The 12884-nt window shown below is 49.1% G+C and carries 14 protein-coding genes; 7 read left to right on the top strand and 7 right to left on the bottom strand.

The window, feature by feature from the left end; all coding sequences use genetic code 11:
* The first annotated feature begins 247 nt into the window (after nt 1-247).
* Complete coding sequence (locus ACR2PX_RS18865) at nt 248-394, top strand: hypothetical protein (protein WP_434000907.1); 147 nt, start codon at nt 248-250, stop codon at nt 392-394.
* Between the two features lie 4 nt (nt 395-398).
* Nucleotides 399-869 (top strand): hypothetical protein, encoded by a 471-nt coding sequence (locus ACR2PX_RS18860; RefSeq protein WP_434000906.1) that lies wholly within the window; start codon nt 399-401, stop codon nt 867-869.
* A 22-nt stretch (nt 870-891) separates the two neighbouring features.
* On the opposite strand, the gene ACR2PX_RS18855 is transcribed toward ACR2PX_RS18860, so the two are convergent.
* From ACR2PX_RS18855 to ACR2PX_RS18825, 7 genes are all read right to left on the bottom strand, one after another.
* Entirely contained in the window at nt 892-2385 is a 1494-nt protein-coding gene (locus tag ACR2PX_RS18855) for an NCS1 family nucleobase:cation symporter-1 (protein ID WP_434000905.1), read from the bottom strand.
* Nucleotides 2386-2388: 3 nt separating this feature from the next.
* Nucleotides 2389-3624 carry an NAD-dependent dihydropyrimidine dehydrogenase subunit PreA gene (preA, locus tag ACR2PX_RS18850; RefSeq protein WP_434000904.1) on the bottom strand — a complete coding sequence of 412 codons (1236 nt, stop codon included), beginning with the start codon at nt 3622-3624 and terminating at the stop codon, nt 2389-2391.
* Nucleotides 3625-3637: 13 nt separating this feature from the next.
* On the bottom strand, nt 3638-4990 hold the full coding sequence (locus tag ACR2PX_RS18845; RefSeq protein ID WP_434000903.1) for an NAD(P)-dependent oxidoreductase: 1353 nt from the start codon (nt 4988-4990) through the stop codon (nt 3638-3640).
* Between the two features lie 231 nt (nt 4991-5221).
* Entirely contained in the window at nt 5222-6604 is a 1383-nt protein-coding gene (locus ACR2PX_RS18840) for an alanine/glycine:cation symporter family protein (RefSeq protein ID WP_434000902.1), read from the bottom strand.
* Nucleotides 6605-6904: 300 nt separating this feature from the next.
* Nucleotides 6905-7264, bottom strand: coding sequence for a carboxymuconolactone decarboxylase family protein (locus ACR2PX_RS18835; protein ID WP_434000901.1), 360 nt, complete (start codon nt 7262-7264; stop codon nt 6905-6907).
* A gap of 9 nt (nt 7265-7273) precedes the next feature.
* Nucleotides 7274-7798, bottom strand: a complete 525-nt coding sequence (locus ACR2PX_RS18830; RefSeq protein WP_434000900.1) for a rhodanese-like domain-containing protein — start codon at nt 7796-7798, stop codon at nt 7274-7276.
* A 90-nt stretch (nt 7799-7888) separates the two neighbouring features.
* On the bottom strand, nt 7889-8167 hold the full coding sequence (locus ACR2PX_RS18825) for an ArsR/SmtB family transcription factor (RefSeq protein ID WP_434000899.1): 279 nt from the start codon (nt 8165-8167) through the stop codon (nt 7889-7891).
* 140 nt (nt 8168-8307) lie between these two features.
* Here ACR2PX_RS18825 and ACR2PX_RS18820 point away from each other — a divergent pair, with 140 nt between their 5' ends.
* The 5 genes from ACR2PX_RS18820 to ACR2PX_RS18800 all read left to right on the top strand — a co-directional run.
* Entirely contained in the window at nt 8308-8940 is a 633-nt protein-coding gene (locus tag ACR2PX_RS18820; RefSeq protein WP_434000898.1) for a helix-turn-helix domain-containing protein, read from the top strand.
* A 171-nt stretch (nt 8941-9111) separates the two neighbouring features.
* The gene (locus ACR2PX_RS18815) at nt 9112-10563 is read left to right on the top strand and encodes a hypothetical protein (protein WP_434000897.1); all 1452 of its coding nucleotides are present in this window, start codon (nt 9112-9114) and stop codon (nt 10561-10563) included.
* Nucleotides 10564-10693: 130 nt separating this feature from the next.
* On the top strand, nt 10694-11818 hold the full coding sequence (locus ACR2PX_RS18810; protein ID WP_434000896.1) for an FAD:protein FMN transferase: 1125 nt from the start codon (nt 10694-10696) through the stop codon (nt 11816-11818).
* A 149-nt stretch (nt 11819-11967) separates the two neighbouring features.
* Nucleotides 11968-12213, top strand: coding sequence for a (Na+)-NQR maturation NqrM (nqrM, locus tag ACR2PX_RS18805; RefSeq protein WP_434000895.1), 246 nt, complete (start codon nt 11968-11970; stop codon nt 12211-12213).
* Between the two features lie 302 nt (nt 12214-12515).
* Nucleotides 12516-12884: FAD-dependent oxidoreductase (locus tag ACR2PX_RS18800; RefSeq protein WP_434000894.1), on the top strand; the 369-nt coding region annotated here is incomplete at its 3' end.

The raw sequence follows: 12884 nt of genomic DNA, 5'->3' as shown, positions 1-12884 counted from the left end.
GAAAGAGCGGCCCATTTTTCCGATGAATTTGCTTAAATAGGTCAACTATTCGCACAAATCCATCGAAAAAATGGCCTCGTTCTACTGAATTTTAATCTCGACCGCTATTCTCGGTCAGGCTCCTAGGTGAGAGTTGAAAAAAATGCCAGAAACGGGGCAGGGGATGAAATAAAAAAGCCGTTTTTTAAAAATGTGAACTTATATTCTTAATAGTCGTGGGGTGTTCAAAATAATAAACAGAATTATTATGGCGAGGTTAATATCCCTGACAGGCTGGTCAGGGATTAAAACTGTTGGCTATCCCATAATGGTTTCAGAGCCCGGTATTACTGCTGATACTCTGGGCGTTAAACAGATTGCTCTGTTTAACAAAGGGGGGAATCCACGGGGGTGAGTTTATGAAATTCCAGCTGCCAACTGTATCCAGACAAGACGTTTTTGAAACGCTGTATATTGTTGTGAGCTCTGCTGTGAGAAAAGCCGATGCTTTCGGACGATATGTGACAGCTCTGGGAAACAAACTGGGCGATAAACTGAGTCGACTGTTAATTGGGGGAATTCATAAGGCTTTTCCCGAAGCCGCTTCAAAGCCCCCGGAGAAATCACTGGCAGCCAGGGCCATTCGTTTCCTTTCCCCTCAAAACCTTACTTATGTAGGCGAGAAAATTGCTTTTGTGCCTGCTGTGCCTGCTTCTGTTGTCGGGGGGCTTTATGGTGTGTCACTGGGTGTCTATGAGGCTTGTTATGAAGATGATTATCTGACCCCGGAAGATATGCAGAATCTATCCAATTTGGAGCAGCAGAACGGGAGTGACGCCTGTAGATTCAGAAATCATTCAGGAACGTCATATTCTCCACCCAGTTATTAAGTTCTTTTCGGACAGGGCCTGATTACAGTTGAGGCGAGCTCACTGTACTGCTTTGAGTATCTGGGCGCAGACGGTTGAATGTGTAGTAAAGCCCGCCACCCAGAGCAGTACCTATAAACCAGCTGTAGTCGTTTATCCAGGTCAATGTTCCCGTCATAAGGCTGAGAGTCGCCAGTGTAGCGGGAATCAGAAAGGCCAACACGCCCCATCGGTTAACAACCGGGTATTTTCCCTCTATTGAATAAAGATCAATCAAATTGAGGCGTTGTCGTTTAATCAGAAAGTAATCAACCACCATAATTCCAGCAATAGGGCCGATCAGGCTGGAATAGCCTAACAGCCAACTGCTGAACAGTGCTTCAACCGACAGTTGAGTGTCAAGCAGTCCAAGCTTCTTAAGCAGCTCCCAGGCGACCAGAGATAAGCCGATAATCCCTGTCAGCAGGACTCCCCGGGTCTGGTTGATCCAACGGGGAGCCAGGTTCTGAAAGTCATTGGTTGGTGAAACAATATTGGCTGCGGTGTTGGTTGAGACGGTGGCGATAATGATCACCAGCATGGACAGGGCGACCATGAACGGCTGATCTATTTTTCCTATAAGGTGGATGGGGTCTGAGATGCTTTCTCCCACCAGATCGGGAGAGGCAGCGGTCATAATTACACCCAGTGAGGCAAAAAGGCACATGGTTAAAGGCAGGCCCAGAATCTGCCCCAGAATCTGATCTTTCTGAGATCGGGCAAAGCGGCTGAAATCAGAAATATTAAGCGATATGGTTGCCCAAAATCCCACCATGGCGGTAAGCCCTGAGAAGAAGTAGGGCCAGACGGATGTGCCTTCAGGGCGACTGGGAGGTTCTGAAAGTATGGCATCAAGGTCTACTTTGGGAAGGGCCCAGAATATAAGACCTATGGCAACTGCAAGAAGCAAGGGGGCAGAGAGGGCTTCCAGTGTTTTTATGGCGTTTGAGCCCCGGATAACGATGGCAAGGTTAAGGACCATAAACAGGAAAAAGCCGAATACTTCTCCTACGGAACCAAGGCTGGCCCACTGATTGGAGAGGCTTGAGAACAACAGGTGAACCGCCAGTCCGCCAAAAAGGGTTTGAATGCCGAACCAGCCGCAAGCGATGATGGCTCTGACCAGGCAGGGTAAATTTGAACCCATTGTGCCGAAACTGGAGCGTGCCAGCACCGGAAAGGGGATGCCATATTTAGTGCCTGGAAAAGCATTCAGGCAAAGCGGCACCAGCACCAGTATATTGGCCAGACAAACCGTTAAAATGGCCTCGGTCACAGAAAGGCCGAAGTAGGTGGTCAGAACTCCGCCCACAGTATAAGTAGGCACACAGACGGCTATACCAATCCAAAGGAAGGAAAAATGTCTTGTTTGCCATGTTCTTTCAGAGAATCGGGTAGGGGCTATGTCACTGTTGTATAGCTTGCTGGCGTTTAAGTCTTTTCCTGCTTCCAGTTCAAAAATACCGTTCTGTTCAATGATACGTGAGTGCTCTTTCACTGTTCAGACCTGAGGGTTATGGGTTGAGGGCTTGACCATGGTGATGCAGTCATCGACCGGGCAGGTTATTTGACACAGGTTACAGCCCACACAGGCTTCGGGTATGACTTCAAACTGTCGTTCCCAGCCATCACCCAGTGGTTTAACCGATATGGCCTGATGCTCCGTATCTTCACAGGCGGCATAACAGCGGCCACATTGAATGCACAGGTTGGTGTCGATATGAGCAATGCTCTTATACGTCAGATCCAGTTTTTTCCAGTCTGTCAGGCTGGCAACCGCTGCCCCTCGAAACTCTGATAGTGCCGTGTATCCCTTCTGGTCCATCCATCGGGAAAGGCCGTCCACCAGATCATCAATGATTTTAAAGCCGTTGAGCATTACCGCTGTGCAAACCTGCAGGGTTGTCGCCCCCAATGACAGAAATTCTGCAGCATCCCGCCAGGTGGTAATGCCGCCAATGGCAGAAACAGGAAGGCTGGCGGTCTGGTCGTGACGTGCCAGTTGTCCCACCATATTCAGGGCAATAGGCTTTACGGCTTCGCCACAATAACCGCCACTGGTGCATTGGTTGGCGACCGATGGGAAGCCCACCATGGTGTCGAGGTTGATTCCGGTAATAGAGTTGATGGTATTGATCAGGGAGACGGCGTCTGCACCGCCTGTCAGAGCGGCGCTGGCCGTTTTAACTATATCCGTTACATTAGGCGTTAGCTTCACTATAACGGGGAGTTGAGAGTGTTTTTTACACCAGCGGGTGACCTGGGTGATGAGTTCTGGAACTTGTCCTACAGCGGCACCCATACCTAGTTCAGGCATGCCGTGTGGACAGCCAAAATTAAGCTCAACACCATCACAGCCCGTGGCCTCCACCTGTTTCAGAATACGTTTCCAGCTTGCTTCTTCACAAGGTACCATGAGCGAGACAATTAAGGCTCTGTCTGGCCAGTCTTTCTTGGTTTGTCTGATTTCATCGAGGTTGACTTGCAGGGGGCGGTCAGAAATCAGCTCAATGTTATTGATCCCCAGAATTCGACCATGAATATCCCGGTGAGCCGAATACCTTGAACACACATTGACCGGTGCAGGATCCTCGCCAAGGGTTTTCCAGACAGCGCCTCCCCAGCCAGCGGAAAATGCCCGGTAAATGTTGTATGCCTTGTCCGTTGGCGGGGCAGAAGCCAGCCAGAACGGGTTGGGAGAGTGAATCCCAAGAAATTCGGTTCTAAGATCTGCCATAGCCTTTTACTGCCTATACCTCTAGCTTTTGCAGGAACTGATCTATTGCCTGTGCCGCCCGCTTACCGTGCTGAACCGCGTGAACGGTCAGGTCTTCGCCTTTATCGACACAGTCTCCTCCTGCCCAGACATTGCCCATGGAGGTTTTAAAATGGTCATCGACCCTGATTTTTCCGTTCTGGCTGCGAGCAAGGTTGTCAGAAGAAAAACAGTCGCTTGTAAATGACTGGCCTATGGCCTTGTATACTTTGTCAGCGGGTATGACTTCATACTTGTTGGTATCGATCAGTTGACCCGCTTTGTCATGAGCTGTTTTTACAAAGCGGACACCATGCAGTTGCCCGGCTTCTGTCTCAAAGCTGATGGGCTTAAACCATGGCAGAATACGAACCCCGTTGTTCAGTGCGAAGGCCTGCTCATGAGGGGTGGCCGACATATTTTCAAGACTTCTTCGATAGGCAATGGTGACTTCATTCGCTCCCAATCGACGCATTTGGCAAGCAATATCAATGGCGGTATTTCCGCCTCCAATCACCACTACTTTTGAACCCACAGACAGGTCGGGGAGACTTTCGGTCTGACGGACAGTCTCGATAGCCCCCAGGGCTTCTTCAACACCGTCGGTCTGCTCACCGGAAAGTCCCAGTGTTCTGGCTGAGCCCAGCCCAATGCCAAGAAATACTGCATCAAATTCAATGGTTAGATCTTTAAGCTGTCTATCGAGATCCAGTCTGCAGCCTGTTTTAAGGTTTATGCCGCCGACCTCGAGAATAAAGTTGATCTCCTGCTGGGCATAGTTCTCCACTAATTTATAAGCGGCTATGCCATATTCATTGAGTCCCCCGGGTTTGCTGTGTGCATCAAAGATTGTGATGTCATGACCGCACCTGGCGAGTCGGTGTGCGCAGGCCAGGCCCGCAGGGCCAGCACCTATTACCGCAACGGAGCGGCCTGTTTGATCAGCGCGGGTAAATGGGTGGCGGTTTTTTTGTCGGTGATCAATGGCATACCTTTGCAGTCTGCCGATCATCACTGGCTGGCATTCTGGTGAGTAGTTTCGGACACAGGCCTGCTCACAGAGCACTTCAGTCGGGCAGACTCTGGCACAACTTCCACCCAGAATGTTCTCTTCCAGTATCACCTGGGCAGCGCCATCCGAGTTGTCGGAGGCTATTCGATTGATAAACGACGGAATGTTGATGCCTGTGGGGCAGGCAGCAATGCAGGGGGCATCTTGACAGTAAAGGCAGCGGCTGGACTCAAGATTGGCCTGATAGGAAGATAACCCGGGTTTTATATCAGCAAAGTTCTCCTGATAAGCCTTCTCAGGTAACCGATGGTTTCTCACACCCCCAGTACTGGCCATAAAGCGACTCCAGACCTTTAACCGATTCCAATAGCAGTGCTAAAAAAGTAGCAGTGACGGTCAGAGCTGGAGCGCTTTTTTAAAAAGATTCGGTAATGAGCGGGTTTAACTTAAAGCATCATCAAAGGGAGAAGTTTTTCAGGAGAGAAGGTGTAAACAGCTCGTGGGACTGTTTACACCTGATTGAAGAGCTGGCGAGCTATTTCTGACCAGTCTTGCGGGTGTTGGTGATCAGTCGGTTACGGTTTTGGCCTGTTCCGCTTCTTTTTCTCTGTTGAAATATTCACGAACCAGCTTGAATACCACCGGGCTCAACAGGGCCAGGGCAATCAAGTTAGGCAGAGCCATCATAGCGTTCAGGGTGTCAGCTACCAGCCAGATGAAGTCGAGGCTGACGGTTGCACCAACAGGTACGGCTACAATCCACAGGAAACGGTAGGGTTTCACGGCTCTTGGACCCATGAGGAAAACGATGCAGCGCTCGCCGTAGAAGCTCCAGCCCAGAATGGTTGTGAAGGCAAAGATGGCCAGAGAAATGGCAACCAGGTAGTTACCGACACCAGGCAGGGCTTCAGCAAATGCAGCGGAAGTCAGGGCTGCCCCCGTCACACCGGAAGTCCAGACACCGGTGGTAATGATTACCAGACCGGTAATGGAGCAGACAATGATGGTATCCAGGAAAGTACCCAGCATGGCAATCATACCCTGACGAACAGGGTCTTTGGTTCTGGCCGCTGCGTGAGCGATAGGTGCAGAACCCAGACCGGCTTCGTTAGAGAATACGCCACGAGCCACACCGAAACGGATCGCCGCCCAGACAGCAGCACCAGCAAAGCCACCGGTAGCAGCAGTAGGAGTGAAGGCGTGGGTGAAGACGAGGCTCAGAGCATCAGGGATTTTGTCAGCATTGATACCCAGTACGACCAGACCGGCGAACAGGTAAGCAATGGCCATCAGGGGAACCAGAGTACTGGCTACTGCACCAATACGACGGATGCCGCCAATAAGAACGGCGCCAACCAGACCCATCAGAACCAGACCGGTGATCAGAGGAGGCAGGCCAAAATTGCTGTGCAGTACGTCCGCTACCGAGTTGGACTGAACCGTGTTACCTATACCAAATCCGGCAATGGCACCGAAAATAGCGAAAGTTGTACCCAGCCATGCCCATTTGGAACCCAGACCGTTTTTGATGTAGTACATGGGGCCACCGTAGTGGTTGCCATTTTCGTCTACTTCACGGTACTTCACCGCCAGAACGGCTTCAGAGAACTTGGTGGCCATACCCACCAGGGCAGTACACCACATCCAGAACAGAGCACCGGGGCCACCCATAAACACCGCAGTAGCCACACCAGCAATGTTACCTGTACCGATCGTGGCAGAGAGGGCGGTCATGAGAGCCTGGAAAGGAGAGATTTCGCCGGAGTTTTCTTCGCCAGACTTGGAGCTGCGGCCTTGCCAGAGCAGTTTAAAGCCAGTGCCAAGTTTGAGGATGGGCATCAGTCGCAGGCCCAGCATCAGGAAGAGGCCTACCCCCAGGATGAGGACCAGCATCATGGGTCCCCAGACGATGCCATTAATAGCACCGATGATTTCAGTCAGTGTTTCCATTTTGAAACTTCACTCCACGCTAATTGTTATTTTCTTATTATTTTTTGGCATTTATCATGCGACACCTCAGGGTGCCAGTGCAGTCAGATGGTCAGTTGTCAGAACAAATAGTTTTAAGGTTTCGTATCCTGACGGTACGCCTAACTTAATGAAATAAAGGAGCAAATACAACGCTGGATGTGCATTATTGGAAACTTTTGACAATAAAAAAAAGGACATTTTTACCTGAAATTGTGACTTTCGTCCTTTAAAAATGCCGTCTGCATGAATGCTTAATGAAATCTGAAAAAGGTGGATTAATTAAGCAGGTTCTTTTTGCTTCTCCTTAAATTCTTCAAAAGCCTGTAGGGACTCCGCTGCATACATCAGTGATGGACCGCCCCCCATATAAACAGCCATGCCGAGTGCCTCTTCTACTTCCTGCTGGCTGGCTCCCAGTCGAGCCAGTGCCTTGCAGTGAAAGCCAATGCAGCCATCACAGTGGGCGGCCACTCCCAGTGCCAGAGCAATCAACTCTTTTGTTTTTTCATCGAGGTGGCCGTCCGTTGTCGCATTTTTAGCCAGTTGTCCAAAACCAGCCATGAGTTCAGGCATGGACTGCTGCATCTGGCCAATACCACGACTGATGTTACGGGTAATTTCTGTATAGGACTTTTTCATGTTATGACCTCAAGTGTTGGGCTGTGTGGTTTTATTCCAGGGGGCAAAAGCCAGAAGTCTGGCCATGCCACAGAACCCCGTAAGACCAGCCAGTGTCAGGCCGCTTCCTACAATAATGAGTCCTGCAGTAAATAGCGGGTTGATGGTCAGGCTCAGCAGAGTGAAGGCAAGAATCAATACGCCGGCGATCAGGTGCACTTGTCTTTGCAGGCTTAGACCCGAACTTTGAGTGCCCAGGGTTTTCATGCCTTTTGCCTTCCAGGCGTCCAGACCTCCTTCCAGCAGGTAAATCTGTTTATTATTCGGGTTCTCAAGAGTCTGGCTGAGCCGTTCAGTCCGGGTGCCGCTTTGACAGTAGACAAGAAGTGACTCTGCTGGCACATGAGCAATATTGTGTGGGGTCACCAGACAACTGTCGGGTATATGAGACAGCTGATGCTCTTGCTCACTTCGGATATCCAGGCAAAGGATGTCGTTTTTCAGAGAGAGTTTCAGTTCAGAGAACTGTTCGGGTGAAATCCAGTTTACAGACATGTGATATTCTCTTATAAGTAAGTTCTAATTTAGTAAAATCTAATATAAAGAGGCTTAAAAAAGACTCGCTCTGGAGTCCTGGTGGTTCAGTTACTGGCAATAAAACTCATAAAGCACCGCAAGAATTTTTCTGACTTCGGGTTTGGCCAGCCGGTAGTATACGACTTGTGCCTCTTTTCGCGTTGCTACCAGCCCCTCTTCTCTTAAGACCGCGAGGTGCTGAGAAAGTGCAGACTGCGACAGGGGCAGTTTCTGGTTTAGCTGCCCGACGGACAGCTCTGTTTCCAGTAGCATGCAGACGATCATTAAACGGTTAGGATTGGCCAGTACTTTTAACAGTCTTGCCGCTTCACTGGCGTTGGACTGCATAACCTCTAAATCTTTCATACAGCAATATTAGAATAATCTAATGTACTGGGTCAAATCAAAATCCCCTAAAGCGTCATGGCTTTCTTTTTCGGGGGAGCTTATATAGTATCGAGAAAATCAGGATGTCGAGATAATTATAAATGTCAGAACAGGCACACTTTTTAAAGAAGGAAAAGCAGTCGGTCATTATCACCCGGAGCCACAGGGAGTCTGAGGTTGAACCTTTGCAACTGGGCAAAAGGGTTCGTGAGATACGGTTGAGCCTGAATCTGACTCTGGAAGAAGCCAGCCAGAAAACCGGCCTGGCCCGATCCACGCTCTCCAAGATAGAAAACGAGCAGATTTCCCCAACTTTTACTGCGGTCACCAAACTGGTCAATGGTTTGGGCATTGATATTCCCCAACTGTTTACCCAGCCTATTGAAAAGAAAGCGGCCAGTGGGCGGCGGGATATTACCCGCAAGGGACAGGGGCGTCTTCATCCCACTACGACCTATGAACATGAGCTGCTGGCCACTGAACTGTCGGGCAAGAAGATGGTGCCTTACAGAACCACGGTCTGTGCCCGATCCTTTGAGGAATATCAGGACTGGGTAAGGCATGAGGGGGAAGAGTTTTTGCTGGTTCTCAGTGGCAAAATCATGCTTTACACAGAGTTTTATCAGCCGGTAGAACTTGAAGAAGGCGATAGCGCTTATTACGACGCAGAAATGGGTCATGCGCTGGTAACTCTCAGTGTGGAGGACGCCGTTATTCTTTGGGTTACGGCCTGATTTGCCTTTCTATACAGGGCGATTCCTGCCCTAACGTCTACTCTTGTTAGTTTTGTTGAACCCTTGGCTCTTTGCAGAGTCAAAGCAGGGATAAGGTCAGCATTTTTGCCTGTTTTCAGCAGGCTCCTGTGTCTGGCTGGTTGTACCTATTGCTCTGATGTGGAGGTTTACGTGATCCGGACATTGAAAACTTTGTTGTTGTCTTCTGTCACACTGGCATGCTCTGTGAGTTCACAGGCTGAGGAACAGTTTGTGTTTCAGCTGGGAGCTGTCAATAGCGACGGTAACGCGGTTGTTGTCGAAAACAGAACTGGCAGCAAGGAGTGGAAAACAGTGTTTAATGGCAATCTTCCTGGTTGTTTGATGAATGAATATACCAATATCCCTCTTACCGGCAAAACTATGGCTCATCATCATAGTCTGAGCACATTTCATCAGCCCCTGGGGAATAACCGGTTTGCCTTCGGTTGCTCTAACGGTTATGTCTTTATTGGCTCCTCCGCTGAAGAGGTTTTATCGGTAGCGTCCCCTTCACCTGATTTTGGCTATTTCAATTTATCTTACGCTAACTCTCCTATTTACCTTGCTCACAGTGCCGAATTTAACCAGCGCTATAAGAAAGACTGGCTGTTTGCTGCCCAGCATGGGCATCTGTTTATCATCGATCTCGACAAGAAGGCGCTGGTGACGGTTCCAGGCTGGAGCGAAAACACCTACCTTTCAATGGAAGATGACCGTAAAGGCGTTGACCACTCCAAACCCGTGACAGGATTGGATCTATATCAGGACAAGGAAGGGGTTTTCCATGTTCTGGGCGTGATGGAAAGAAATCTGTCCAAAAAGGAGAGTTTTTATTCCAGAGCGCTTCTGCAGAGTGTGGCTCTTCCCGGTGGTATCCCTGCCAGTCGCTGGGAAGATATAAAGGATGAGCCTATTAATAAAAAGGGAGACGGTATATTGCAGTTTGCAGATACTGCTTTCGGAGTCACCTTGTCCGGGGAAAAAACTGAGCATGTGGTTGAAAGGAATACGCCTTTAAGAGGTGATGTCAGTGGGCTCAGTGTTGATCCCTATACCCATGCAATGATTCTAAGAGGCAAGCATCACAAACTGATGGTTGTTCGATATCCGGTAGAGCCGGTCAGTCTGGCCTATATAGGTGCCTGGGGGAAATTGGTGAGCTCGAAAGTGGAAGGTTATGAGCCTCAGTTGCTCGAGGATGGTTTTTCAAAAACCTTTAGAGTGGTGCATGATCTCCAGGACGATAAAGACTTGAGACCCAAGGTTAATGACGACGACAAAAGAAATGCTCATCATCATATGATCAATATGAAAAAAGGCATTATTTTTTCTGCAGAAGCGGACTTTGAAGGTTTTGGTCGGTATGTCTATCAATGTGATACAGGGCTCAGTTCTGGTGAAGCATGGAAGCAGGGTGCCTGGATTGAACCCAGACGCTGTGACTGGGTGAGAGCTTCAGCGAATTACGTGATGCCGGCAGAGATTGAGGGGCTGAAGTCTCCATTAACCGGATTGAAATATTTTCATTCATTCACCACTCAGGTGATGGATGAGAAGGGGGTTGTTAATCCTAAACTCCCGATTTTAAAGGATGAACTTTAAGTCGAATGAAAAATAGAACTCGTGTTCTGTACGGATGACGATCTACCTCCCTCGATGATACACTCTGCGCCCTTGAATGAACCCTGGAAATGCCAGAAGGGCATTTCCAGCTTCTACGGGAGAGTGCAGGTTGTTGTCCAAATCCTACAAGCGATCGTTAGTGATCGGCTTACTGTTACTTGCCGCAGGCTTTTATGCGATGAGTATGCGTCCTACCCTGAAACATATCAGGGGGCAGACTATGGGCACTACCTACAGCATTACCTATACCGCAACACCTTTTTCCCACTCTTCCGATGACATCAAAAAGAAGGCTGATATCCTGCTGGAAGCGGTCAATGACAGCATGTCAACGTACCGGAATGATTCCGAGTTAATGCAGTTCAACCGATCCGAAATCGGCAAGCCTTTCAAGGCTTCTGATGAGCTGGTGGATCTTGTCGAGAGAAGTCTGGTTATTTCCCGAATGTCTGACGGTGTCTACGATGTGACCGTTGGACCTCTGGTGAACCTTTGGGGCTTTGGGCCTGCCGATGCGGACAAGCAGCCAGCAGCAAATGCTGCCAATGCATCTTCTTCCGATGAACAAAAAGCGCCAGAGTTTATAGAGTGGATGTTGAAGAATTATCCGGCTGAACTCCCATCCGATGAAGACGTTGCTGCAGCACGGGCCAAAGTGGGTTACCAGTTTGTCATTGCCGATACCCGTAACAATCAGCTGACGCGAAACAAAGACGTGTTTGTTGACCTTAGTTCTATTGCTAAAGGGTACGGTGTTGATAAAGTAGCTTATATGCTGGAATCCGAAGGCATTAAAAGCTACATGGTTGAGATTGGTGGTGAAGTTAAAGTAGGGGATCCTAAACCCGACGGCACTCCCTGGAAACTGGGTATTCGTGGCCCCGCCATGGCGGGCAACAAGCCGGCTCTGATTGTGGCTCTGGAACGCCAGGCTCTGGCTACCTCGGGCGACTACCTGAATTACTTTGAAGTGGATGGCCAGAAATACTCCCACACCATTAATCCGAAAACCGGGCACCCGGAAATGGGTCGATTGGCTGAAGTGGCCGTGATTCATGATAATGTGGCAGAAGCGGATGCACTGGCCACCCTGTTTATGGTTCTGGGCGATAAAGAAGGCCTGAAACTCGCCAACAGGGAAGGAATCGCCGCTCATTTTACCTATCATACAGATAAGGGGTACGAAACCGTCAATAGTGACGCTTTCATACCTTATCTGCCAAAACAGAATTGATTCATGGTTAGAACAAACACGGTTTCTAGCCTTGAAAACGACAGCGTATTTATAACCGTGAAAAACATTTTTCCACGCAATGCTTTGATGATTGAAGGTGATGCAAAATGTTTTTCTTTCGATGGGCATAGAGTCAGGAGGGCATTACCATGACATTGATGCTAATTACATTTGGAACCTTTCTGGGACTGATCGCTCTGATGGCCATTGGCGTCATTATTGCCAACAAGCCGATCAAAGGCTCCTGTGGTGGTTTGAGTACCCTGGGCCTGAAAGACGGATGCGTGATCTGTGGAGGAGCTGACAAGAATGATCCTTTCTCTGAAGCTCAGCATAGGGATATGGAGCATCTGTTTTTTGATGCGACGGCTGACAAGGCTGTAAAAAAGGCTTGAAATCAGTACCGGTGAGCTTCCTGGCTTAAATGAGTCGGGAAGCTCCAGTTCCAGGTTTATTACTGCTTCAGCACTGGCTGAATGCGGAGTTCGACATGCCTTGATTCTCCAAGAGGCAGGTACCAGACATATAATAACATCCGGCAAAACCGGAGTTTCTGAGTACAGATGACCGATCGTCTTTGTACTGAATGTTAAGAAGATTAAAAAAGATAAGGAAGCGTTGCAGTATCATGGATCTCTGCGTACGCAGATCATGACCTGTTTGCAATGCTCCCTGGACCGCTTTGAGGGGTTAAAGGATGGGCGTAAGTCACTACGACCTGGTTGTGCTGGGTTCCGGACCAGCTGGTGAAGGCGCAGCCATGAATGCTGTCAAGCTGGGTAAAAAAGTTGCAGTCGTTGAACAGAGTGCCTTTATCGGCGGGAACTGTACCCATTTGGGGACGATTCCTTCCAAGGCATTACGGCATTCTGTTAAGCAAATCATGGACTTTAACACCAATCCCATGTTTCGTGAGATTGGTGAGCCACGCTGGTTCAGCTTTCCCAAAGTGCTGAAGACCGCAGAACGGGTTATTCAGAAGCAGGTGCAGTCTCGCACCATGTATTACGCCCGCAACAGAATTGATCTCTATTTCGGTCATGCCTCTTTTGTTGATGAGCATACG

This window comes from Endozoicomonas sp., assembly GCF_051008435.1.
Taxonomy (GTDB): domain Bacteria; phylum Pseudomonadota; class Gammaproteobacteria; order Pseudomonadales; family Endozoicomonadaceae; genus Endozoicomonas_A.
Note: the sequence above shows the minus strand (reverse complement) of the source record. Positions and strands in the feature narration are given on the sequence as shown.